General features: G+C 36.9%; 21 protein-coding genes, 2 tRNA genes and 1 pseudogene. 9 read left to right on the forward strand and 15 right to left on the reverse strand.

What is annotated here, in order from left to right:
• Positions 1-137 precede the first annotated feature (137 nt).
• The gene (locus HSM_RS04930) at positions 138-1,451 is read left to right on the forward strand and encodes an NCS2 family permease (RefSeq protein ID WP_012341757.1); all 1,314 of its coding nucleotides are present in this window, start codon (positions 138-140) and stop codon (positions 1,449-1,451) included.
• Between the two features lie 106 nt (positions 1,452-1,557).
• Here the strand turns inward: HSM_RS04930 and HSM_RS04935 are convergent, their stop codons facing one another.
• The 4 genes from HSM_RS04935 to dnaQ all read right to left on the reverse strand — a co-directional run bounded on the left by HSM_RS04935 (position 1,558) and on the right by dnaQ (position 4,107).
• A complete protein-coding gene (locus HSM_RS04935; RefSeq protein WP_012341758.1) occupies positions 1,558-2,784 on the reverse strand; it encodes a YadA family autotransporter adhesin in 1,227 nt (408 codons plus the stop codon).
• Positions 2,785-3,069: 285 nt separating this feature from the next.
• Positions 3,070-3,146: transfer RNA gene (locus HSM_RS04940), tRNA-Asp, on the reverse strand.
• Between the two features lie 28 nt (positions 3,147-3,174).
• Positions 3,175-3,251, reverse strand: a tRNA-Asp gene (locus tag HSM_RS04945).
• A gap of 97 nt (positions 3,252-3,348) precedes the next feature.
• Positions 3,349-4,107 carry a DNA polymerase III subunit epsilon gene (gene dnaQ, locus HSM_RS04950; protein WP_011608760.1) on the reverse strand — a complete coding sequence of 253 codons (759 nt, stop codon included), beginning with the start codon at positions 4,105-4,107 and terminating at the stop codon, positions 3,349-3,351.
• Positions 4,108-4,177: 70 nt separating this feature from the next.
• On the opposite strand from dnaQ, the gene rnhA reads away from it, so the two are divergent.
• The gene (gene rnhA, locus HSM_RS04955) at positions 4,178-4,642 is read left to right on the forward strand and encodes a ribonuclease HI (protein ID WP_012341759.1); all 465 of its coding nucleotides are present in this window, start codon (positions 4,178-4,180) and stop codon (positions 4,640-4,642) included.
• A gap of 74 nt (positions 4,643-4,716) precedes the next feature.
• On the opposite strand, the gene manA is transcribed toward rnhA, so the two are convergent.
• The 6 genes from manA to HSM_RS04985 all read right to left on the reverse strand — a co-directional run bounded on the left by manA (position 4,717) and on the right by HSM_RS04985 (position 9,662).
• The gene (manA, locus tag HSM_RS04960; protein ID WP_012341760.1) at positions 4,717-5,922 is read right to left on the reverse strand and encodes a mannose-6-phosphate isomerase, class I; all 1,206 of its coding nucleotides are present in this window, start codon (positions 5,920-5,922) and stop codon (positions 4,717-4,719) included.
• Positions 5,919-6,398 (reverse strand): DUF986 family protein, encoded by a 480-nt coding sequence (locus tag HSM_RS04965; protein ID WP_012341761.1) that lies wholly within the window; start codon positions 6,396-6,398, stop codon positions 5,919-5,921. The genes manA and HSM_RS04965 overlap by 4 nt, the downstream gene beginning before the upstream one ends.
• A gap of 57 nt (positions 6,399-6,455) precedes the next feature.
• The gene (locus HSM_RS04970; protein WP_012341762.1) at positions 6,456-7,292 is read right to left on the reverse strand and encodes a PTS mannose transporter subunit IID; all 837 of its coding nucleotides are present in this window, start codon (positions 7,290-7,292) and stop codon (positions 6,456-6,458) included.
• Between the two features lie 14 nt (positions 7,293-7,306).
• Positions 7,307-8,107, reverse strand: coding sequence for a PTS mannose/fructose/sorbose transporter subunit IIC (locus tag HSM_RS04975; protein ID WP_011608765.1), 801 nt, complete (start codon positions 8,105-8,107; stop codon positions 7,307-7,309).
• 11 nt (positions 8,108-8,118) lie between these two features.
• Positions 8,119-9,090 (reverse strand): PTS mannose transporter subunit IIAB, encoded by a 972-nt coding sequence (gene manX, locus HSM_RS04980; RefSeq protein ID WP_012341764.1) that lies wholly within the window; start codon positions 9,088-9,090, stop codon positions 8,119-8,121.
• Positions 9,091-9,299: 209 nt separating this feature from the next.
• The gene (locus HSM_RS04985) at positions 9,300-9,662 is read right to left on the reverse strand and encodes a DUF496 family protein (protein ID WP_012341765.1); all 363 of its coding nucleotides are present in this window, start codon (positions 9,660-9,662) and stop codon (positions 9,300-9,302) included.
• Between the two features lie 189 nt (positions 9,663-9,851).
• On the opposite strand from HSM_RS04985, the gene serC reads away from it, so the two are divergent.
• From serC to acrB, 5 genes are all read left to right on the forward strand, one after another.
• Positions 9,852-10,931, forward strand: coding sequence for a 3-phosphoserine/phosphohydroxythreonine transaminase (gene serC / locus HSM_RS04990; protein ID WP_012341766.1), 1,080 nt, complete (start codon positions 9,852-9,854; stop codon positions 10,929-10,931).
• 58 nt (positions 10,932-10,989) lie between these two features.
• On the forward strand, positions 10,990-12,099 hold the full coding sequence (gene hisC, locus HSM_RS04995; RefSeq protein WP_012341767.1) for a histidinol-phosphate transaminase: 1,110 nt from the start codon (positions 10,990-10,992) through the stop codon (positions 12,097-12,099).
• A 62-nt stretch (positions 12,100-12,161) separates the two neighbouring features.
• The gene (aroA, locus tag HSM_RS05000; RefSeq protein WP_012341768.1) at positions 12,162-13,460 is read left to right on the forward strand and encodes a 3-phosphoshikimate 1-carboxyvinyltransferase; all 1,299 of its coding nucleotides are present in this window, start codon (positions 12,162-12,164) and stop codon (positions 13,458-13,460) included.
• Positions 13,461-13,695: 235 nt separating this feature from the next.
• The gene (locus HSM_RS05005; protein ID WP_012341769.1) at positions 13,696-14,910 is read left to right on the forward strand and encodes an efflux RND transporter periplasmic adaptor subunit; all 1,215 of its coding nucleotides are present in this window, start codon (positions 13,696-13,698) and stop codon (positions 14,908-14,910) included.
• 21 nt (positions 14,911-14,931) lie between these two features.
• A complete protein-coding gene (acrB, locus tag HSM_RS05010; protein ID WP_012341770.1) occupies positions 14,932-18,048 on the forward strand; it encodes a multidrug efflux RND transporter permease subunit AcrB in 3,117 nt (1,038 codons plus the stop codon).
• 25 nt (positions 18,049-18,073) lie between these two features.
• On the opposite strand, the gene menH is transcribed toward acrB, so the two are convergent.
• The 3 genes from menH to HSM_RS05025 are packed head-to-tail and all read right to left on the reverse strand — an operon-like array spanning position 18,074 to position 21,840.
• Positions 18,074-18,832 carry a 2-succinyl-6-hydroxy-2,4-cyclohexadiene-1-carboxylate synthase gene (gene menH, locus HSM_RS05015; RefSeq protein ID WP_012341771.1) on the reverse strand — a complete coding sequence of 253 codons (759 nt, stop codon included), beginning with the start codon at positions 18,830-18,832 and terminating at the stop codon, positions 18,074-18,076.
• Positions 18,833-18,844: 12 nt separating this feature from the next.
• On the reverse strand, positions 18,845-20,551 hold the full coding sequence (menD, locus tag HSM_RS05020) for a 2-succinyl-5-enolpyruvyl-6-hydroxy-3-cyclohexene-1-carboxylic-acid synthase (protein ID WP_012341772.1): 1,707 nt from the start codon (positions 20,549-20,551) through the stop codon (positions 18,845-18,847).
• A gap of 5 nt (positions 20,552-20,556) precedes the next feature.
• Positions 20,557-21,840 (reverse strand): isochorismate synthase, encoded by a 1,284-nt coding sequence (locus tag HSM_RS05025; RefSeq protein WP_041605065.1) that lies wholly within the window; start codon positions 21,838-21,840, stop codon positions 20,557-20,559.
• Positions 21,841-21,991: 151 nt separating this feature from the next.
• On the opposite strand from HSM_RS05025, the gene HSM_RS05030 reads away from it, so the two are divergent.
• Positions 21,992-23,206, forward strand: coding sequence for a pyridoxal phosphate-dependent aminotransferase (locus HSM_RS05030; RefSeq protein WP_012341774.1), 1,215 nt, complete (start codon positions 21,992-21,994; stop codon positions 23,204-23,206).
• Between the two features lie 44 nt (positions 23,207-23,250).
• Here HSM_RS05030 and fadR read toward each other — a convergent pair whose 3' ends face one another.
• Entirely contained in the window at positions 23,251-23,970 is a 720-nt protein-coding gene (fadR, locus tag HSM_RS05035) for a fatty acid metabolism transcriptional regulator FadR (protein WP_041605066.1), read from the reverse strand.
• 190 nt (positions 23,971-24,160) lie between these two features.
• Here fadR and dsbB point away from each other — a divergent pair, with 190 nt between their 5' ends.
• Positions 24,161-24,694 carry a disulfide bond formation protein DsbB gene (dsbB, locus tag HSM_RS05040; protein ID WP_012341776.1) on the forward strand — a complete coding sequence of 178 codons (534 nt, stop codon included), beginning with the start codon at positions 24,161-24,163 and terminating at the stop codon, positions 24,692-24,694.
• 153 nt (positions 24,695-24,847) lie between these two features.
• Here dsbB and HSM_RS10460 read toward each other — a convergent pair.
• Positions 24,848-25,312 (reverse strand): annotated as a pseudogene (locus HSM_RS10460) (glycosyltransferase); the annotation flags it as partial.
• Between the last annotated feature and the right edge of the window lie 24 nt (positions 25,313-25,336).

The raw sequence follows: 25,336 nt of genomic DNA on the forward strand, positions 1-25,336 counted from the left end.
TTTCACGTTCATGATAGGATTTTTTTATTCACATAACAAGTAGATAAAATCTTTTACGCAAACGTTTACTATTTGAAAGTTTCAGGTAAAATACGCGAACTTTTTTTATTCATTTTAATTTGCCTATAGGGGACGCTATGTCTTTAGAAAAAACTTTTGAGTTGACGAAACGTGGTTCTAACGTACGTCAAGAAATTATTGCCGGATTAACAACCTTCTTGGCTATGGTTTATTCAGTAATTGTTGTACCGAATATGCTGAGTGCAGCGGGATTTCCGGCAGAAAGTGTGTTTATAGCAACTTGTTTGGTAGCAGGATTAGGTTCAATTTTAATTGGCTTATGGGCAAATGCACCGATGGCGATTGGTTGTGCTATTTCATTAACCGCCTTTACTGCATTTAGCTTAGTGTTGGGACAAGGTGTGAGTATTCCTGTCGCATTAGGTGCGGTATTTCTTATGGGGATAGTCTTTACTTTAATTTCTGCAACAGGTATTCGCTCTTGGATTTTACGTAATCTTCCGTCGAGTATTGCACATGGTGCAGGTATTGGTATCGGTTTATTTTTGCTACTTATCGCTACAACGAATGTGGGTATTATTGTAGCCAATCAAAATGGCTTATTAGTTAAGTTTGGTGATTTTACGTCTTTCTCTGTGCTGATGTCTTTGGTTGGACTTGCTGTAATTATTGGCTTGGAAAAAATGCAAGTCAAAGGTGGGATCTTATGGGTTATGATCGCAATTACGATCGCAGGGCTTATTTGGGATCAAAATGTACAGTTTAAAGGCGAAATTTTCAGATTACCGACTTTTGGTGAACAATCCTTATTTTTAGAATTGGATATTATGGGAGCATTACAACCGGCAATTTTACCTATTGTTTTTGCCTTAGTAATGACCGCAGTATTTGATGCAACAGGGACAATTCGTGCAGTTGCAGGTCAAGCAAATTTATTAGACAAAGATGGTCAAATTATCAATGGCGGTAAAGCATTAACAGCGGATTCCGTAAGTAGCTTATTATCTGGGGCACTTGGTACCGCACCTGCCGCTGTATATATTGAATCTGCCGCCGGAACTGCTGCTGGGGGTAAAACAGGTATGACAGCGATTGTTGTCGGTATACTGTTTTTATTAATGCTATTTTTCCAGCCATTAGCAAGTTTGGTGCCAAACTATGCAACTGCACCTGCGTTAATGTACGTAGGATTATTAATGTTAAGCAATGTCAGCAAACTTGATTTTAGCGATTTTGTTGGTGCCATGAGCGGACTGGTTTGTGGCGTATTTATTGTACTAACTGCAAATATTGTAACCGGAATTATGCTAGGTTTTGCAACTTTAGTTATCGGTCGTTTAGTTTGTGGTGATTGGAAAAAACTTAATGTAGGTACAGTCATCATTGCCATTGTTTTGGTTGCTTTTTATATTGGCGGTTGGGCAATTTAATTGTATATAAAATGTTAGGTGGGTAAGCTTAGTCAGCTCTCGAAAGTATCTACAAAAAACCGGCGATAACAACACTGCTATCGCTGGTTTAGTTTTATATAATAAATTAGTTAAACACGCCGCTGACGCCGACACGGAAACCAACTCGGCCTCTACTATCAGAAGAAATGCCGCCGGATATGGCATATTTTCCGTTTGCGGAAGTTCTACCGAGGTTTAAAGAGACCGCACTTTCGCTGCTATAACGAGCGGCACCGGCGGCATAAGACCATTTACCCGGGACGAAAGGCACATCTTTAAAAGCCATCGCGGCGGCGATACCGGCTTTAGCGTCTTTATTGACCTCTTCAACACGTTGGTTAGTTGCGTGTAATTGACTACCGTTTACTGCGTCAGTTGAGCGATGAGAAAGCAAACCGGCGGCAACATTTTGAATACGGCGTTCATTGCCTTTGCTGCCCACGGAAACGACGCCTTTTGCATCAACGCCGGCGTAATTGCCGTTGACTTTACCGATACCGCCCGTTGTTTCGCCTTTTTCTACATAAGCAGAAGAATCACCGAGGAAGACGGAGTTATTAGCGGTATTATGAATATTATTACCTATAACAACGGCGTTTTTAGAACTTGCTTGTATGATGTTATTATGCCCCATGGAAACAGCTCCCATAGCATAATTGTTAGTTTGAGATCCTATCGATACACCATTCTCAGCAGTTGTATTTGTACCACTACCAAAGCTCAATGCACGCTTACCGGATGCTTTTGCTTCAGGACCAATAGCTTGAGCACGTTCACCACTTGCTTGTGCACTCCAACCAAGTGCGGTAGAAATTTGACCTGTGGCTTTAGCAGCTGCCCCAAATGCATTAGCCCAACTATTAGCATAACTATTTCTACCGATAGCAAAAGATGATTCTCCTTTTGCGTTAGCTTCATTACCTAATGCTACCGCAAAATTTCCTTGTGCCTTGGATTTGTTACCCATAGAAATCGCCTGTACACCTGCATTTGCCTGAAAACCCATTGCTACGGCATAAGATTGTGCCTTTGCTGTCTTACCAACCGCAGTAGCCCCTTCTTTTCCTGCATCTGCCTTATAACCTACAGCAACCGCGGACTCGCCGACTTTTGAGCTTTTTCCAATGGCAACGGCTTTGCTTTCACCCTTAAGAGAACCATTTTTAGGATAGTCAGTATTTTCACCAATATAAACCCCACTGTTTTCAATCTTAATATGATTATTACCACTATTTGATTGTTGAGCTTGAGCCATAGCCGAATGAGCAGTTAAAACAACTACTGCAGTTAAAGATAAATAAAAAATTTTCACTTAAAAGAAATCCTTAAAAAAAGAGTTAACATAGAAAAATCATAAAAAAACAACCGCACTAAGAGGCGATAATTTATGACACGCCTTAAAAAGAGGTAGGGGGACCTACCAAAGCGGGCGAAATTTTAAGCGGGGGGGGGGTACTGTCAATATATTTTTTTACAAAATGTTTACTTTTTTAACAAAATTGAAACGGAAAAACATTTGTCGAACACGAAAAAATATTCATTTGTTTTTGTGTTATGGAATGCAGTAGAAAGAAGAAAGAAAAAATGAAATGATAATTGGCGGAACGGACGGGACTCGAACCCGCGACCCCCTGCGTGACAGGCAGGTATTCTAACCAGCTGAACTACCGCTCCGCAATAAAAGAAATAATAAGGGGAAATTTGGCGGAATGGACGGGACTCGAACCCGCGACCCCCTGCGTGACAGGCAGGTATTCTAACCGGCTGAACTACCACTCCGCAAAAGTGGAGTGCATAATAATAGTGAATAGATTTTTCGTCAAGTTATTTTTATTTATTATGCACTTATTTTTGCTAAGTGTTGATTAAGCAAACATTAATGCATCGTTTCTTTTGTATTTCGCTTAAACCATAAGCAATTTTCTTTGCTTTTTTGGTTTAGCAATTTTAGATAATCTTGGTGAGCCAGTTTTTCTTCTTCTGTGGGTAAAAGTAATTTGAAATTATGAGTATTGGTAGTATGTTGATGAATATTTTCTTCCAGCGTTATAATCGGCGTATGTTCTTCATCACCAAATAAACTGGTTTGTCCACCTGTCATGGCTAAATAAACATCACCTAAAATTTCAGCATCAAGTAATGCCCCGTGCAATGTTCGTTTACTGTTATCAATATTTAATCTGTCACAAAGTGCATCTAAACTATTACGCTTTCCTGGATACATTTGACGAGCCATTTGTAACGTGTCGGTAATTAAGCAAATATCCGCTGTATTGATATTGAAATTGTGTTTTTTAAACTCATAATCCATAAAACCGATATCGAAAGGTGCATTGTGAATAATGAGCTCAGCCCCTTTGATAAAATCAATAAATTCCTGTGCAATAGCTGAAAAATCCGGTTTATCTGCCAGCATTTCATCAGTAATACCATGTACTTTAATTGCTTCAGGATCAACGAGACGATCCGGTTTTATGTAAAGATGGAGTTTTCTTCCTGTGTAGCGACGATTGATCATTTCAACTGCACCGATTTCAATAATACAATGCCCCTCATAATGTGCACCGAATTCGTTCATTCCGGTCGTTTCCGTATCTAGGATAATTTGGCGGTTTTGTGTGATTTCTAATGTCATACTATTTTGCTGTTGCTTGAAATGAATTTGCGGTATTATCACCCCATTTGAGAAAAATTAGTAGAAAATTATGTTAAAAAAAATTGAAATTTTTACCGATGGATCTTGTTTGGGAAATCCTGGGGCTGGTGGAATTGGGATTTTGTTGCGTTATAAGCAACATGAAAAAAAACTGTATCAAGGCTTTTTTCAAACTACGAATAATCGTATGGAGTTAAGAGCGGTGATTGTTGCTCTAAATAGCCTAAAAGAACCCTGTTCAGTGATTTTGTATAGTGATAGTCAGTATATGAAAAATGGGATTACAAAGTGGATTTTCAATTGGAAAAAAAATAATTGGAAAACCAGTTCAGGTAATGCGGTGAAAAATCAAGATTTGTGGTGTTCATTGGATCAAGCTATTCAAAAACATCAAATAGAATGGCGTTGGGTCAAAGGACATAATGGACATCGAGAAAATGAAATTTGTGATCAGCTTGCTAAACAAGGTGCGGAAAACCCAACGCTGGAAGATGTTGGTTATCAAACAGAATAGAACAGGCTAAATAAAATTGGAGAAAAAGAGTAGGCGAAATAAATGATTTGACTCCAAAATATTCGCCTTTATTTTTAAGGTAATTTTGCAATGACTGCATAACCCTCTTTTAGACCTTCAATTTGATAATTAACCTCGGCACAAATAAAAGCACTCTCTCCCTGTTTTAATTCAAGTGCGGTGTGATTTGCGGTTATTTTTAATGCACCTTGCATGACGAGTAAAATCTCTGCGTTACTTGAGGTTAGGGTGTGTTTTTGTTGCATGCTATAACGTACGTTTGTCATGGCAAAATCTTTAGCGGGCGTAGTGTAAGTAAAGATATCTTGATCTTGTGGTGCGGTAAGAATAATGTTAGGCGTAACCTCACTACAATCGACAATTTTTAGCAGTTCCTCAATATTTATGTGTTTCGGTGTTAATCCGCCACGAATGACATTGTCCGAACATGCCATTAACTCAATATTCTGACCTCGTAAATAAGCATGTGGGATACCTGCATCTTGATAAATTCCCTCGCCTGTATTGAGATGAACAATATTAAATAAATAGAAGCAAATTAACCCCGCATCCAGTTTGTCAGTCGGTATTTTCATTGCTTCGATTGTATATAAAACCCAATAGTCGGGATTATTTAATTTCAGTTTTCCCTGTCTATAAGCAACCTGATTTTCAGTAATAATAGGGGATAGCCACGCAGAAAGTTGAGTTTGATCAGCTTGCATAATTGTTGCATAAAAACTGTGTAAGTCTTGATTTTCCAGCTGTTGGGCAAGTGCGGTTAAAGATGGACGAGCTTTGAAGGTTTCAAGAATTTTTGTTTTTTGTTTAAAGCCATGCAAAAGCCAGAAATCAGATAAGGCAATCATCATTTCAGGTTTATGGTTTCGATCTTTATAAGTTCTTTTCGGATCTTTTAAATCTATGGCTGCAAGATTCTCTTGTGCAAAACCTATTTCCGCTTGTTTTTTTGTTGGGTGAAGTTGAATTGAAAGCGGCTTTGCAACATCTAAAATTTTCAGCAAATAAGGCAATTCATGTCCAAAATTCGTTAGGGTTGCTTTCCCTAAAACTTGTGGGTTTTGTAGTAAGAAATCTGTTAACAGTACTGATTTTTCCGACATATTTAATAGAGAAGGGGATGAGGAATGAGCACCAAGCCACCATTCTGCATAATATTGGTTGTGTTGTTTTTCTATGTTTAACAACTCGGGAAGGTAATTTTGTCCACCCCAAACATAGTGTTGTAGACGACCTTGTAGCTGATAAATGGTATTCATTTTGCTGTCCTTTTATTTGATAATGACTTATAACCGCCGAAAAAATGAACTATTTTTTCTATATCTTGTAGGTTTTCTGGTGAAATCATGAGATGTTTTTTATTTTTTAACTCAATAATCAGAGTGTTATTTTCAAGCAGATTAATTTGCCGAATTTTAGCATAATCAATATAAATATTTTCAAAGAAAAAACCCTGTTCTTTCAGTAATAAAACAGGAAAGCGAATAAAGGCTATATATAGACTGAGAAGAATGCTTATCGCTAAGAAATAGAGGGTTATTGCGTTAATTTGTCCTGAATTTTGATAGAGAATGATGGCAATGAGTACAATAAAAATAAGTGCATCTATTTTTGCTCGCTTTTTCAACCGCACTTTCAATTTCGTTGTTCCTTTAAGATAGTCCATCAGAAATTGATCGTAAAAGGCATAAAGAAAGAAGCAACAAATACCCACAATAAGAAAGGCATTAACCATATATTACATTCCTAAAATGAAAAACTTCTCCCGTGCAGGGAGAAGTTTTCGGATAAATTAAGCTAAGATACCTGTTGCGGCACCTAAAATACCGATAATAAAGATACCGGTAATAATCCATAATGCGTTAATACGGTTGCGTAATAACCACATACAGGCAAAAGTGAACAATAACGGTAATAATCCCGGCATCAAACTATCAAGAATATTTTGTACAGTTGTTGTTTCAATCGAGCCGTCTTGTTTTTCAATAACGGATACGACTAACGGTACATTAATGCTGGTCCATTTCTGCACTAAAGCCCCCATAATGAACAAACCAAGAATCGAGGCACCTTCCGTAAGTTTTTGCAACAATCCGCCACTCATATCCTGAACAACATCCAAGCCTTTTTTATAGCCATAAGTAACACCATAGTAACGTGTCGCTAAACGAACTAAATTGAATAGCACGAAGAATAAAATAGGACCTAAAATACTTCCATTGATCGCTAAACCTGCACCCAAAGCAGCAAATACAGGTCTTGCAGTACCCCAATAAATTGGATCACCGACCCCTGCCAAAGGTCCCATTAAGCCTACTTTGATACCGTTGATTGCTGCATCATCAATTTCTTTACCGTTCGCACGTTCTTCTTCCATCGCAATAGTAACGCCCAATACCGGTGCAGCAACGAAAGGTTGCGTATTAAAGAATTCTAAATGACGTTTAATTGCATCTTTACGTTCTTGCGAATTTGGATCCGGATATAAACGTTTGATCACAGGAACCATAGAATAGGCAAAGCCTAATGACTGCATACGTTCGAAGTTCCATGAACCTTGGAAAATGTTTGAACGAAGAACAACGGCATTTAAATCACTTTGGGTTACTTTTTTCATTTCTGTTGTCATTTTTTGGATTCCCATTAATCTAATCTGTTATCTAAATCATTATTGTTATTTGCTACAACTTGTACCACTTTACTTTGATTGTATTTCGGGTGAAGCTGAATATAAAGTGCGGCCATGATTGCACCAAGTACACCAAGAGCAACAAGGTTGAAATCGGTAAATGCTGCAATAACAAAACCGGCATAGAAGAATGGCATTAAATGACCTGCACGCATCATATTGATCACCATGGCATAACCGACAACCGCAATAATACCACCGGCAATTTTTAGACCGTTTGTTACGACTGCTGGAATAGCATTTAACATATCTTGTACAACATCGGTTCCGGCTGTCAACGCAACGACAAGTGCAGGGATTGCAATACGCATTGCTTGTAATAATAGTGCACTACGATGAATCCAATCTAAGCGGGTTAAGTTACCGTCTTCAATTGATTTATCAGCAGCATGTTGGAAGCCGACAGTTAACGCACGAACAACATAGGTTAATACTTGACCTGCTGCGGCTAACGGAATAGCAATTGCGATACCGGTGCTAATATCTTGTCCACCGACAATAACTAAGATTGTTGAAACAACGGAGGCTAAAGCGGCATCCGGTGCAAGAGCCGCACCGATATTCATCCAACCTAACGCCAAGAGTTCAAGTGAACCGCCCACGATAATCCCAGTTTTTATATCACCTAAGACTAAACCGATTAATGTACAAGCGATTAGTGGGCGATGTGTTTGAAATTCATCAAGAATTGATCCCATACCAGAGATACAGGCAACAATAAAGACAAGTACGACTTGTAAAGTTGAAATTTCCATTTATGTCTTCCTTAAATTAAATTATTTTTTTTGAGTAAATCCATCATATATTGACGACTGTCGTTAGATACTTTACGAACATCTAATTCAATGCCCATCGCATCAATGGCTTTGAATGCGGCAATATCTTTATCATCAACAGCCACCGCACTCGTAATCATTTTTTTACCGTCTTTATATGCCATACCACCGACATTAATTGATTTCATATCAACACCGGCTTCTAACAATCTTAAAACATCGGTAGGATCAGTGAATAATAGCATCATACGTTCATTTGCATATTCAGGATTGTTATATACACGGATCATTTTTTCTATATTCACAACATGTGCGGTAACTCCTGGAGGTGCAACGCTTTTCAGCATGGTTGAGCGAACTTGATCTTTGGCAACATCATCATTGACTACAACAATACGTGTTACTCGACTTTCTTTTGTCCAGCGAGTGGCGACTTGTCCATGGATTAAACGGTCATCAATGCGAGCTAAACCTACAATGAGATTGCCTTCTTGTTGTTTGACTGCGATTTGAGGTTGTTCAGGGACTGGTTGTGAAAGTGCGGTAGTTTCAGCCGATTTTTCTTCATATTTCAAAGCACGAACACCAGCACGGCCGGTTTCTAACGCAATGCTCACTAATTCTTGTAAGCTAGGGTTATCGTCACGTGCCATAAAAGTTTCCACTAACATAGGCACATTTACACCGGTTACAATATCCATATTAGTGTTATCACCAATTACACGATTTGCCGCATTAAACGGACTGCCGCCCCAAGTATCCACTAAAAACAGGACTTCATCGCAATGTGCTAATGTTGTACTTAATTTTTCTTGATACTTCGTCATAATCGTTTCAGCGTTTTCGCCTGAAACAAAATCAATAGTTGCAACATTCTCTTGCTCACCAATCAACATTTCTGTTGTTTTAAGCAATTGTTCAGCCGCAACACCATGCGTTGCTATGATAATCGCAATGGACATTCGGACTCCTTCCTAAAAGTATTAAATTGATTTAAAGGGCGGGTATTCTAAAGGAAGTTTTATTTTAATAATGTGATACAGATCACATTTTAAGATGTTTTTTGGGTTTAAAGTGTGATGTAAATCACGCTGATTGCAAAAAAAAGTCAAATAAATGTGATTTAGTTCACTCTTTACTCGACTTATTCAAAAATGCACAAACAATCAATTTAACGTACTTTAGCAAGATTGTTTTTTTGAGTTTTTAATAATTCAGCATGTGCTTTCTTTTGCTCTTTTATTTTATTGTTAATTTCTCTACGCTGTTTAGACAGTTCCGCATTACGAATTGTATAATCGTCAACCCGAGTTTCGTAATCATCACGCATACTTTCAATAATCGCACGCACATCAGCAATGCTCATATCATTACGGATATATTGATTCAGATTATCCAATAGCAACACACGCTTTTGATTATCACGAATTTTACGATTATTGTCGTCTATGTCGCGTAAAAGTTTGTTTTTTAACCGATACATACGTACATACTCTAAAACTTCTTGGAAAGATTGTTTATTGATATTTTCCATTTTTTTCTTCTCTTTTATTAAATGAAACTTCGGCTAATTTAACTTTTTTTCCCTTATTCGTCAAAGTGTTCTCTAGGAATTTTCTTGAGCTATAAAAAATTCAGAAATTTATTAAAAGTTAGTTGATTAAGCTGTGACGAGATGATAGAAATTAAAAATTCTTTTTATAAAACCAATTAGGATAAAAATATGATGCAAGTATTTAATTTTAGTGCAGGACCTGCAATGATGCCAAAAGTTGTTTTGGAACAGGCACAACAAGAATTGTTGAATTGGCTGGATCAGGGTACTTCTGTGATGGAAGTCAGCCATCGTGGTAAATATTTTATGGAAATGATTACACAAGCTGAAAAAGATTTTCGTCAATTGTATAACATTCCGGAAAATTACAAAGTTTTATTTTTACAAGGTGGGGCAAGAGGGCAATTTGCTGCTATTCCTATGAATTTAGCCAATAAAAAAGGTAAAACACTTTATCTTACCAGCGGACATTGGTCGGCAACTGCGGCTAAAGAGGCTCGTTTGTTTACAGAGGTTGATGAAATTAATATTTTACTTGATGGGAAATTAGAAGTAGGAGAACTTGATTTTAGCCACATTGCTTCACAATATGATTATGTTCATTATTGTCCGAATGAAACTATTAGCGGCGTTGAGATTGTTGACGTACCAAATGTAGGTGAGGCGATATTGATTGCTGATATGTCTTCTAATATTCTATCCCGTGAAATTGATATGAGTAAATTCGGCGTAATTTATGCCGGTGCACAGAAAAATCTCGGTCCGGCAGGTATCACTATTGTGATTGTGCGTGAGGATTTAATTGGTCAGGCAAGAAAAGAAACACCGTCAATTTGGAATTATGAAGTCCAAAGCAAAAATAGTTCTATGATTAATACGCCGCCGACTTTTGCTTGGTATCTTTGTTCTCTTGTATTCAAGCATTTGCTTGCACTGGGTGGTGTCAAAGAAATGGAAAAACGTAATCAGGAAAAAGCAAAATTATTATATGATTTTCTTGATCAGAGTGATTTTTATCATAATGTTGTTGCACCTAAAAATCGCTCATTAATGAACGTAACATTTACCACAAATAATGATGAACTTAATGCGAAATTTGTTGCAGAAGCGACAGCTTGTGGATTGCAAGCTTTAAAAGGTCATAAGGTATTAGGTGGAATGCGAGCTTCAATTTATAACGCAATGCCGATTGAAGGCATTAAAGCATTAATTGAATTTATGCGTAAATTTGAAGCAGAAAATAACTAGAATTTTATAGCAAAAACGACCGCACTTTAACGGTTATTAATTTCAAATAAGGATTTTTATGCAATACATCAACATCGCCAACGAAGGCGTAAAATCCCTGTCTCCTTACCAGGCGGGAAAACCTATTGAAGAATTAGAACGTGAATTAGGGATTAGCAATATTATTAAGCTTGCCTCAAATGAAAATCCTTTCGGTTTTCCTGAGAGTGCTAAACAAGCTATCCAAAAGCAGTTAAATGATCTCACACGCTATCCGGATTCCAATGGGTTTGAACTTAAGCAAGTGATTTCGAAAAAGTTCGGTTTGCAACCAGAACAAATTACTTTAGGTAACGGTTCAAATGATTTATTGGAATTAATTGCCCATACTTTTGCTTCGGAAACAGACGAAATTATTTATTCGCAATATGCTTTTATTGTCTATCCTTTGGTGACAAAAGCGATTAATGCTGTTGCACGAGAAATTCCGGCAAAAAATTGGGGACATGATTTAGACGCTTTTTTACAGGCGATTAATCATAAAACAAAGTTAATTTATATCGCTAACCCTAATAATCCGACCGGCAATTTTTTGACTGAATATGAAATAGATCATTTCCTTGCTCAAGTGCCTGAAAAAGTGCTTGTTGTGCTGGACGAAGCCTATACAGAATTTACAGATGAAAAAGAGCGGTTAAATTCTTTTAAACTTTTACAAAAATATCCAAATTTAATTGTTTCTCGTTCATTATCCAAGGCGTATGGGTTGGCAGGCTTGCGTATCGGTTATGCGGTATCGAACCCTGAAATTGCGGATTTACTTAATCGTGTACGTCAGCCTTTTAATTGCAATGTTCTTGCTTTAGTTTCAGCGGTAGCCGTGATGCAAGATGATGCTTTTGTTGAAAAAGTAGCTGAAAATAATCGTATTGAAATGGTTCGTTACGAAAATTTTTGCCGACAACAAAAGTTAGATTATATTCCATCTAAAGGTAACTTTATTACTATTGATTTTAAACGTCCGGCAAATGAAATTTATCAAGCATTGCTACATAAAGGTGTTATTGTTCGCCCTATTGCCGGTTACGGTATGCCGAATCATCTTCGCGTCAGTATCGGGTTACCGAAAGAAAACGATAAGTTTTTTGATTCATTAGTAAAAGTGTTAGGCGAGGTCTTTGTTGGGTGAAGAAAAGTAATTTATACTTTTGCAATATCCCTATTTACAACTTAAGAAAGCAACATAATTTTATGGAAAAATTAACGTTATCTCCAATTAGTCGCATTGACGGCGAAATTAATTTACCAGGTTCAAAGAGCTTATCTAATCGAGCTCTGTTATTAGCCGCACTTGCAAAAGGAACGACACAGGTAACAAATTTATTGGATAGCGATGATATTCGATATATGTTGAATGCCCTGAAAGCATTGGGTGTGAATTACCAATTATCTGATGATAAAACGGTTTGTGTTGTTGAAGGTATTGGCGGTGCATTTCAATGGCAAAATGGATTATCTTTATTTTTAGGAAATGCAGGGACGGCAATGCGTCCTTTAGCAGCGGCACTTTGTCTAAAAGGTGATACGGAGTCTGAGGTTATTTTAACCGGTGAGCCTCGAATGAAAGAGCGTCCAATTAAACATTTAGTCGATGCGTTGCGGCAAACCGGAGCAAATATTCAATATTTGGAAAATGATGGTTATCCGCCTCTTGCTATTCGTAATCAAGGTATTTTCGGCGGTAAGGTACAGATTGACGGATCTATTTCTTCGCAATTTCTGACCGCACTTTTGATGGCTGCCCCTCTCGGTGAGGGGGATATGGAAATTGAAATTTTGGGGGAATTGGTTTCTAAGCCTTATATTGATATTACGCTGGCAATGATGAAAGATTTCGGAATCAATGTTGAGCATTATAATTATCAGCGTTTTTTGATTAAAGGTAAGCAATATTATATTTCTCCGCAGACTTATTTGGTTGAGGGGGATGCTTCTTCCGCTTCTTATTTTTTGGCGGCAGCAGCAATTAAAGGGAAGGTTAAAGTAACGGGAATTGGCAGAAATTCCATTCAAGGTGATCGTTTATTTGCAGATGTTTTGGCTCAAATGGGGGCAAAAGTAACTTGGGGAGAGGATTTTATTCAAGTTGAAAAATCAGAGTTAAAAGGGATTGATATGGATATGAATCACATTCCGGATGCGGCGATGACTATTGCAATCACCGCACTTTTTGCTCAGGGTGAAACGGTTATTCGTAATATTTACAATTGGCGTGTAAAAGAAACAGATCGACTAACGGCGATTGCAACTGAATTGCGTAAACTCGGTGCTGAGGTTGAAGAGGGGGAAGATTTTATCCGTATTCAGCCTCTTGCATTGGATAAATTTAAACATGCTGAAATTGCTACTTATAACGACCATCGGATTGCGATGTGTTTTTCGCTCATTGCATTATCAGATACATCGGTAACTATTTTAGATCCTGCATGTACGGCAAAGACTTTTCCTACCTATTTTTCCGAGTTTGAGAAAATCAGCAAAAATCAATAGATTAATGGGCAATTTATTGCCCGTTTTTTTATAATTAAATTCTATATTCAATTTGTGTAATAAGTAAAAAGTCATTAAAATGGGCGAGTGTTTATTCAATTCTTGTAATATTTTATTCGATTATCGAAAAAAATCCGCTTTGTGTAATTACTACGCCGGAGGCTGTAATTCAGTATGGTGATGAACATTTTTTAATGTTAAAGATTTTATTTTTTTCCGTTAGGAGTTAGTCCTCATGAGTATTCAAACTCACATAAAAGCAAAACGTTCTCATGTGTTTTTCTTAAAACTGTTTTTGGGCATCATTGTGCTTTTATTTGCCGTTATGATCGGTTTAAAAGTTGCTTCAAAAATGCTTATTGGCAAGATGATAGCCGGTATGCCCGAAAAAACGACACCGGTTACGGCAATTACAGTTGTACCAACTACCTGGACACCTGTTATCGAAACAACAGGCTTGGTGAGACCTAATCAAGGTGCGGTTTTGAGTGCACAAGCACCAGGGACTGTTGCAAATATATTTATCCAATCAGGACAACCTGTTAAAAAGGGAGATGTGTTGGTTGAGTTGGATATTTCTGTTGAACAAGCTAATTTACAGGCATCAGAAGCAAAATTAACCACAGCAAAACAAATCTATAAACGCTATCTGAATTTGTATAAAACGAAGAGTGTTTCTCAGCAAGAATTGGATAATGCAAAAGCCAATTATGAGTCGTTGGTAGCAAATATTAACGCCTTAAAAGCAGCAATTGAGCGTCGCAAAATTGTTGCACCTTTTGACGGTATTACAGGTATTGTTAAAGTGAATGTTGGGCAATATGTTAATGTGGGAACGCCTATTGTACGTGTTGAAGATACAAGTTCTATGAAAGTTGATTTTTCTATTGCACAAAATGAGTTGGAAAAGTTGTTTATTGGACAAAAAGTGACGGCAACAAGTGATGCACGTTTAGGTGAAACGTTTGGTGCAAAAATTACCGCACTTGAACCAGCAGTGAATGCAGCAACCGGTTTAATTGATGTGCAAGCAACTTTCGAAGATGAAGACAGTCGTAAGTTACTATCCGGTATGTTTATGAGATTGCGTGTTGCATTGACGACCGAAAAAGATCAAATTGTTATTCCGCAAGTAGGTATTAGCTACAATATGTATGGTGAAAGTGCCTATGTTTTGACCGCACTTTCTGAGGAAGACAAGAAAACATTACTTGATAACGAAAAATTTGCTTATAAAGACAGTATAGACAGGGTTTATCGAGTAAAACAAACTACTGTATTTACTAAAGATCGTCAGGGTATTTATGCACAATTAAAAGGGCAAGATATTAAGCCAGGTGACCAAATTGTGGTTGGCGGTCAGCAAGCTATTACCAATGGTAGTTTAGTGGTGGTTGTTGATAAAGAAACAATAGGCACACAACAACCTGCCAAGAAAACTAATCTTTAATTTTAGGTAGGAATATATCCAATGAAATTTACCGATATATTTATTCGTCGTCCCGTATTAGCTGTGTCAATCAGTTTGCTTATCATTATTTTAGGGTTGCAAGCAATTTCAAAATTGAGTGTACGTGAATATCCGAAAATGACGACAACGGTAATTACTGTAGCAACGGTATATCCGGGGGCAGATGCCAATTTGATGCAGGCATTTGTAACCTCTACCTTAGAAGAGGCTATTGCCCAAGCGGATAATATTGACTATATGTCATCAAGCAGTGCGGCTAATTCTTCGATAATTACAGTTAAAATGAAACTGAATACAGATCCTAACGGTGCTTTAGCTGATGTATTGGCGAAAGTGAATTCTGTGCGTTCAAGATTACCGCATAATATAGAAGATCCTGTGATTTCATCTTCAACAGGTGGTACAGGAATTATGTATATCAGTTTTTATTCTGATAAATTGGATTCCAGTCAAGTGACGGATTATATCGAACGGGTTGTTAAGCCTCAGTTATTTACTATTGAAGGGGTAGCGAAAGCTCAAATTTTCGGGGCGGCTCAATACGCATTGCGTATTTGGTTGGATCCCGAAAAAATGGCGGCACAAAATCTTTCCGCACTGGCTGTAATGTCAGCTTTATCGGCTAACAATGTGCAAACAGCGGCTGGAAGTGCGGATGGTTATTACACCGTTTATAAAAATAAAGTCGGGACAACCACTAATTCTGTTAAGGATTTAGAAAATTTAATTGTTTATTCAAAAGACGATAATCTTGTACGTTTGCGTGATATTGCTACTGTTGAGCTAAATAAAGAAAGTGATAGTACAAGAGCAACAGCAAACGGTGCTGATTCTGTCGTTTTAGCTATTGAACCGACTGCAACAGCCAATCCATTAACGGTAGCGGAAAATGTTCGTCCATTGTATGCACAAATTAAACAGAATTTACCAAGCAGTATGTATTCTGATTTGCTTTATGATCGTACTATCGCTATCAATAGTTCTATTAATGAAGTGATCAAAACTATTATTGAAGCTACTGTTATTGTTTTGGTTGTGATCTTACTATTTATTGGTTCTTTACGTGCAATTTTAATTCCTATTATTACTATTCCAATTTCATTAATTGGCGTAATCATGATTTTGCAATTATTTGATTTCTCCATTAATTTGATGACGCTATTGGCAATGATCTTAGCTATTGGGTTAGTGGTAGATGATGCGATTGTGGTATTGGAAAATGTGGATCGTCATATTAAAGCCGGTGAAACACCGTTTCGTGCCGCAATTATTGGTACTCGTGAAATTGCAATACCTGTTATCTCTATGACAATTGCATTGATTGCAGTGTATTCACCTATGGCACTAATGGGCGGAATTACGGGATCTTTATTTAAAGAGTTTGCTTTGACACTGGCAGGTGCGGTCTTTATTTCAGGCATTGTAGCATTAACTTTATCACCAATGATGACAAGTAAGTTACTAAACAATAATGCAAAACCCAATCGTTTGGAACAGCAAATTGAAAAATCATTAACTCGGTTAACCAATGGGTATGTTTATGTTTTAAATTTAGTTATGGCTAACCGTAAGTGTATGCTTACTTTTGCTGCTATTATTTTTGCCATGTTACCATTTTTGTTTACTTCCCTTTCCAGTGAATTGACACCAGCGGAAGATAAAAGAGCATTTATCGCTATTGGTTCCACACCTTCCAATATGAATGTAGATTATGCTCAGGAGGCAACGAAACAGTATGTTGATCTGCTGAACAAAACAGAAGAAGTACAATTTACAATGTCTATTGCCGGTTTTCCAAGTTCTAGCGATACATTAAATGTTGTAACCTTGAAAGATTATAAAGAAGATGGTCGTAGTCAGTCAGAGATTATAGAAGAGTTGAATCGAAAGGCAACGCAAATTCCGGAAGTGAGTGTTTCTGCCTTTAATTTTCCTGAAATTGATACGGGAGAATCCGGAGCACCGATAGGCTTTGTTATTAGTACAGCAAATAACTATCGTGATTTAGCACCGGTTGCAGAAGCATTTTTAGCGAAAATGCGTGAATCAGGCAGATTTGTTTATACGAATCTCGACTTAAAGTTTGATACCGCTGAAATGCAAATTAGCATAGATAAAGAAAAAGCCGGAAGTTATGGTGTTTCTATGCAACAAATTAGTAGCACTTTAGGGAGCTATTTATCCGCAGCTACGGTAAGTCGTGTTGATATAGACGGGCGAGCCTATAAGGTTATAGCACAAGTCAAAAGAGCGGATCGTTTAACACCGGAAAGTTTGAAAAATTTCTATGTATCCGCAAGTAACGGAAAAAGTATTCCGTTGAGTAGCTTAATTAGCATGGAATTGGTAACACAACCGACATCATTGTCAAGATTTAGTCAGTTAAACTCGGCATTAATTCAAGCAGTTCCAATGCCGGGAGTTTCAGTAGGTGATGCGGTTCAATGGCTGAAAGATGCAGCGACGGAGTTACTGCCAAAAGGATATAACTATGATTTTCGTGGCGAAGCACGTCAGCTTGTACAAGAAGGGAATGCGTTAGTAATAACTTTCGTGTTAGCTGTTCTTATTATTTTCTTAGTATTGGCAATTCAGTTTGAATCTATTCGGGATCCATTGGTTATTATGGTTTCTGTGCCTTTGGCGGTAAGTGGAGCGTTACTGGTACTTAACTTCTTGAGCTTATTAACTGATATGAGAATTTTAGGGTTATCAGGAGTTACCCTGAATATTTACTCACAAGTAGGATTAATTACACTGGTTGGATTGATTACTAAACATGGTATTTTAATGTGTGAAGTAGCAAAAGAAGAACAACTTTATTTGGGTAAATCACGAATTGATGCCATCACTGAAGCGGCAAGAGTGCGTTTACGCCCTATTTTAATGACAACAGCGGCAATGGTTGCTGGATTAATTCCGCTCTTGTTGGCATCGGGAGCCGGTGCGGCATCTCGTTTTAGCATTGCCATCGTATTAGTTGCAGGGCTTTCAATAGGCACTTTATTTACGTTGTTTGTATTGCCCGTAATTTATTCTTATATTGCCAGTGAACACAAACCTTTACCTGAGTTTGATGAAAGTATAAAACCATTGGCAACTGATCAGCATCATTAAATTCAAGCGATAAATAACCGCACTTTTAAGTGCGGTTTATTATTTCAACTATTTTATTTGCAAACGCAATTGGGTTTTCTAAATGAGCATTGTGTCCGGCACGTTCAATTAAAAATAAATTTAATTGATTTTCTTGTGCCATTTTCTTAAATTTTTCATCCTTTTCACCACAGAAATAATAAATGGGCAGAGAAAAAGACCGCACTTTTTGATGAAAAGATGGTTGTTTGGCAAGTGACGTTGCGATTAGCATTTTTGCAATATTTTGGCCTGATTGATGTCTTCGTTGAGAAATTAATTGTTTTCGCTCTCGTGCAGATAGGTGAGCAAAAACAGGTTGCTGATACCAATCATTTAAAACCTTGGACATAGTTTCTTGGCTAAAACGTTTTGCCCAAGCCAAATCATTCTGCCAGCGTTCAAGGCGTTGTTGTTCATTTTCTACGCCTAAATTTGCACCTTCCAAGATAAGTGCAACAAGTTTACTTTGTGGATATTTAGATTGCAGTGCGTAATTTAAGGCAAGACGTCCCCCCAATGAGTAACCAACGAGAATATAAGGCTTATCGGCAATTTTTGCGGTAATTTGTCGGGATAGATATTGTGCACTTTGTTCAAAATCTTCTATGTGATAGTTTGTTTGTTCACCATGAAAGGGCAGATCTAAACATAGATAAGATTGTGAGGAAAAGTGCGGTAGATTTTTTTTAAGTTCTTCGATAATGTATTGCCAATCTTGTTTTGTTCCAAGTAATCCATGTAAAAAAACTAAGATCGGCATCATACGCTATACCTCTTAAACACCGATTAATGCATGACCAATTTTGTCAATAAGATCTTTATAGATATTACTACCATCATTTGGATTGATTTTAATTTCGATGATGGTCGTTTCTCGGCGTGAGTAGGCTTGTTTAAGTACCGTAGCCAGATCAGCCCAAGTATAAGGGCGAGCATATTTGAGATCGAACATAGCTGCAATATGTGAAAACTCAAGATAGTGCGACATACGGTAATATTTTTCTTTCACTGCGATATCAACAGGAAGCATATCAAAGATTGCTCCACCATTGTTATTAATGACAAAGATAATTGCCGGTTGGTTTAGTTGTTTGAATAATGCAAAAGAGTTTAAGTCGTATAGCGTGGAAGTATCGCCAATCATTGCTACCAGTGTTTGTTCGGAACCAACAGCAATTCCTGCCGCAGTCGCAAGCAAACCATCAATTCCACTTGCTCCACGATTAGTGTAAATTGGATAATTGGCGGAAGGTTGGCTTAGTGCATCGGCAAGGCGTACAAATAAACTGTTCCCCAAAAAGAGAACGCTATTAGATTTTGGTAGTAATAATTCAATATTATGTGCCAATGAGGCTTCATTTAAATTTGAACCTACACGTTGTTTGATAAAGTCCGCACAGAATTTAGCCAATGCTAAAGGCTCAAGTAACCAAGGTTTTTTCCGCATTGGCGGATGGGCTCGTAACCAGTGATGCGGTTTAGCATTGAAACGTGTATGAGCATGATGATAGGGATCAACAGCTTTTTGATTATTTTCAATAATCCAGTATTCACCTTTAAATTCTGCTAAGAATTGATTAATTCGCTTTCCAATAAATCCTGAGCCAAATTGAATGACGATTTCAGCTTGTAACAGTTTTTTTCTGACAGTTTGGTTTGCCAGCCAAATATCTGCATAAGGTAGGGTTGGTTTAACATGGGATTGAATGTCTGTAATCATTATCCACCCCATATTTTCTGCCCATTCAGCAATTCCCATTGCCTGTTCGGAAGGTAAGCGTCCAACAATAATTATGCCTTTTTTGGTTCGCCATTGATCCCAATATTTATGTGTAATAACTTCCGTGTGTTGTTCTTGATGTTGAATCCAATTTTTGTTTTGTGTTAGCCAAGATTGAATATTACTGAGCCAAGGATGAAGATCTATTTCATCATTATTGGCATTATAGAGCGGTTCAGCAAAAGGGACATTGATATGAATAACGCCCCCTTGCTTTTGTCGGAAACAAGCCTGATCTAAAACTGAAATTAGCCATTGAGCAGAATAGTTTTGACTTGGACGAGGCAGATTTATGCTGGCTATCGGGTATTGTGCAAACATATTTTGTTGCAAAATAGCTTGATTAGCACCGCACTCAAGCAATTCAGGAGGACGATCTGCAGTTAAGATAATTAATGGCACATCTGTTTGGCGTGCTTCAATAATTGCAGGGTAAAGATTAGCTGTTGCTGTACCGGATGTAACGATTACAGCAACCGGTTTTTTGCTCGCTTTAGCAATTCCCAATGCGAAAAATCCTAAGCCTCTTTCATCGAAATGAGTATGACAGGTGCCACGTCCGTTTTCCTGTAAACGGATAGCTTCTAGTGTAAGTGGTGTGGAGCGTGAACCCGGTGCAATACAAAAATGAGAAACACCTTGACGGCTCAAGGTTTCCAAAATAACTTTTGACCAACAACGGTTAAAAACGCTGGCTGACATATTTTCTACTCCGTTTCTTTCTGTAATAGGGATATTAGCCCTAGTGCTTTACGTTCTATTTCTTGCCATTCTAATAAAGGAATAGAACCTTCAACAATACCGGCACCGGCAAATATACGAATATAATCTTGTTCAATAAATGAGCTACGAATAGTCACACAAAACTCAGATTCTGTTTCAGTCATTATTCCCAATGCACCTGCATACCAAGTGCGGTCAAAAGTTTCGGTATTTTGCAAGAACACTTTTGCTTCTTTTTGTGGTAAACCGGCAATAGCTGCGGTTGGATGTATTGCATTTAAACATACTGCATCAGTATTTCCTGCTTTAAGTCGGGCAGAAATTTCTCGTTTTAAATGTTGAATTTGGCGTAGTTGCTTAATTTCCAGTTCACTCACCGTAATTTCCTCAACATAGGGTATAAGATGTTGACAAATGCCCTCTACAACCAAGCTGTTTTCATAAATATTTTTCGGATCTTGTAATAACCACTGAGCTTGTTGCTGATTAATATGTTCATCATTTGTTATAAAAGCTGTCCCCGCCAATGCTTCAGTGATTAGGCGATTTTCTTTACGAACATATAATCTCTCAGGCGTGGAGCCTATAAATGCTTGTGTATTATTTTGAGCAAACAAAAAATGATAGCAACCTGTATTGTACTTCTCACTTTCAGCTAAAAAATCCTTAGCGTTTAATGGGCTATCAGTTTTAAAGTCGGTTTCATTTGCCAGCACAACTTTAGTCAGATTTTTTTGCTTAATTTCATGCAATGCTTTTTCTACCCAAAGACACCATTCCGTTTGATTTGCTTTTGTTGTTATCAATTGAATTGATTGATGAATTGGGTTTAATTGAACTTGTTTTTCCAAAGAATGAATAATATTCAACAGATCATATTTTTCTTGTTCCCAAGGTTTTTTATTATCAATAATGAGTTGAATAACAAGTTTTTGTTCTTGTATGAATGATAAACGTGGCAAAATAAATAGAGGTTCACCATTAAATTGACAGCCGCCGATAAGAGATAAATTAAATTGTTGCACAAACGTTTGTGCTGATTTAACTTGCGTAAAGCGACATACTTCTCCAAGCCCTAAGATTTTTTTATTGGTATCACGAAAATTAAGATAAAATTGCGGATAATGATGTTGAGCTTTTAACCAACCGAGTAAATTCAATTCTTCATCTAAATCCAAATGAAGGACGGAAAAATCGTTTTTAGGGTCAAATTGGTATTGATTAATTAAGCGAATAAACTCAGCCTTAATCTCGTGCAAATTATCCATTTTGTATCGTATTAAGTTAAACATTCAGTTAAAAACAGCTGTTAATTCTACCGCACTTTAAAAATTTTTTTTATAAAATCTTTTCATCTTTTTAAAATAAGCGTAAAGTGTGGCTATATTTTGAGTGACATTATTATTAAAAGGATAGTCTATGCGAGTTTTCCCTAAATCCGATAAGTTAGAACATGTATGCTACGATATTCGTGGACCGGTACATCAAGAGGCGTTACGTTTGGAAGAAGAAGGCAAAAAGATCTTAAAATTAAATATTGGTAATCCAGCACCATTCGGTTTTGAAGCTCCTGATGAGATTTTGGTAGATATTTTGCGTAATTTGCCTGCCGCACAAGGATATTGTGATTCAAAAGGTCTATATTCTGCACGTAAAGCTATTGTTCAATATTACCAATCTAAGAATATTTTAAGTGCGACCGTAAATGATGTATACATCGGTAATGGTGTTTCTGAACTTATTACTATGTCATTACAAGCATTGTTGAATGATGGTGATGAGGTGTTAATCCCAATGCCTGATTACCCATTATGGACGGCTGCTGCAACATTAGCCGGCGGAAAAGCGGTTCATTATTTATGTGATGAACAAGCTGATTGGTTTCCTGATGTGGCAGATATAAAAAGTAAGGTTACTTCTCGCACAAAAGCCATTGTTATTATTAATCCTAATAATCCAACGGGAGCTGTTTATAGTAAAGAATTATTATTAGATATAGTTGAAGTAGCTCGCCAAAATGGATTGATGATTTTCGCCGATGAAATTTACGATAAAATTTTATATGACAACGCTGTTCATCATCATATCGCCGCATTAGCACCAGATTTGTTAACGGTTACTTTCAACGGCTTATCAAAATCTTATCGTGTAGCAGGATTTCGCCAAGGCTGGATGATTTTAAATGGACCGAAACAGCAAGCGAAAGGCTATATTGAAGGTCTAGATATGTTGGCCTCGATGCGTTTATGTGCCAATCATCCTATGCAACATGCTATACAAACAGCTTTGGGTGGGTATCAAAGTATCAATGAATTTATTTTGCCGGGTGGGCGTTTATTGGAACAGCGGAACAAGGCTTATGAGTTGATTAACCAAATTCCGGGGTTAAGTTGTACAAAGCCAATGGGAGCACTTTATATGTTTCCGAAAATTGATACTAAAAAATTCAATATCTATGATGATGAAAAAATGGTATTGGATTTATTGCGTCAAGAGAAAGTGTTATTAGTTCATGGACGTGGTTTTAACTGGCAACAACCGGATCATTTTAGAATTGTAACCTTGCCTTATGTGAATCAAATTGAAGACGCCTTAGGAAGATTAGCCAAATTTTTAACGCATTATCGTCAGTAGTTGTGAAACAAGAGAGAACATTTTGCTCTCTCTTGTTTTGTCTTTTAACCTTCTTCACAAAAATTTTCAGGTAAATTTGTCAGTATTCCTTTCCAAATAGCACTACTACGTTCACGATTTTCCACAAGATAAACACTGGCTTGTTGATAATCTCCATTTCGACAACACTCTTTCAATTGTTGATAGAAAGTGAGTTCAACTTGGCGTGATTGCGGATTAATAAAAAAAAGTGCGGCGACTTGATGATAAAGTGTTCTAAAACTGTTTAAAATCAAAGTATATACGGGCTTATCCGATATAAAGCTAAAACGATGATAGAGGTTATAGTCAAATTCCGCATAACTCTTTTCATCATCATCTAATTCATCTAAAGATTGGAAAAATTCAAACGTTTGTTGAGGATTAATTTTTATTGCTTCAGGAATAAATTGTTCACCCATTCGAGTACGTAAAGATACCACATTTGCAATGACGGTAGGTTTAAGAGTAGGTGATAATTGAATGAGTGTTTTTAAAATATTGGGACCAGCTGTTTCCCAAATATTGTTTACTTTGGTTGGTTTACCATGTTGAATATTTAGCCAACCATCACGATTCAAACGCTGTAATACTTCACGTAATGTTGTTCTTGTTACACCGATTTTGCCTGCTAGTTCACGTTCTGCAGGTAAATCTGAGCCGGCAGGAAAATGATTATTCCAAATGCTTTTGACAATATATTCTTCGGCTAACGCAGCCGGACTTTGTGCTTTAAGAATATCCATACTTCTCTTTTTGTTAAACATACTGTAATAACTAGGTGGGCATTATCCTTGAAAGCGATTTATATTACAATCATTTAATTATGTTTTTTGCTTTCCTTTATAAGTGTTTTATTCTATATTACTCGTGCGTTTGTATTTTTGTGTTTTGAGTTTTTATGAAATTAATTTGATGACATTAAGGATCATAGGCATGCTCATCTTTTTTAAAAATTTATCAATGAAACGTAGTACTTGGATACTGCTGTTCATTTCAGCATTAGTGTTAGAAAGTACCGCACTTTATTTCCAGCATGGCATGGGGCTGAATCCTTGTGTGATGTGTATTTATGAACGTGTAGCTATTTTAGGTATCATGTTTTCAGGATTGATTGGATGTATTGCACCAAAATGGTTAGTTTTACGCATTTTAGCTTTACTTATTGGGTTAGGTAGTGCGGTAAAAGGATTATTATTAGCAATCAAACACTTAGATTATCAACTTAACGTATACCCTTGGAATCAATGTGCAATGGTTCCTGATTTTCCTCAAACCTTACCATTGGATAAATGGTTTCCTAATATATTTATGCCTTCAGGTTCTTGCAGTGATATTACATGGAGTTTTTTAGGATTTTCTATGGTGCAATGGATTATTGTTATTTTTGCATGTTATTTCCTATTTTTCATTATTCTCAGTATAAGCCAATTTAAAAAAGTCAGAAAAAACAGAATGCTGTTTAGATAGTTCTGCTCGTTGAAATTTTTCTCAAAGTGCGGTGTTAAAATACATTATTTTTGTACCGCACTTATGTTATTAAAAAATCATTCCTTAAAGCTTACTTGTTCCTAGCGTGAACTCCTCTTCTTTAGGGGGATTAGACGTAGGGAAAATCAAGATTTAATAAATCTTATAGATTATTTTGTGTCTAAGATCTTTAGCAAAACGCTTTAACTTACGTATAAACGGTACGTTTTCAACTTTCCATTCTTTGGGCGGATTTTCAAGTTGCCGGAATAAATGACAAAATAAATTCGCTTTTAGCATTGAACATTTTTCATGCCATGATTTTTTTGGACCAACATAATGAATAATAGCAAGAGGCATAGTCGCTTCTTCATATTGATTCAGTTCTTTTTTACTTACCCTTTTTAGTCTATTTAATGCATTGGCAGTAAAATTATATCTTAAGTCTAAATATTTTACATTATTCGCAAAAATAGCATTTAAAATATCCTGATCTTGATACAAAAATTCAATATTATTACGTTCACAATATTCAATCCATTGTAATGATTTTTCAAAAACATGACATTTTTCCCATTCAACTACATTAATTAATAATACGCCGGCATTAAAATAAAAATGTGTATTAGGTAGATGAAGTTT

The sequence above is a fragment of the Histophilus somni 2336 genome (genome assembly GCF_000019405.1).
GTDB lineage: Bacteria > Pseudomonadota > Gammaproteobacteria > Enterobacterales > Pasteurellaceae > Histophilus > Histophilus somni.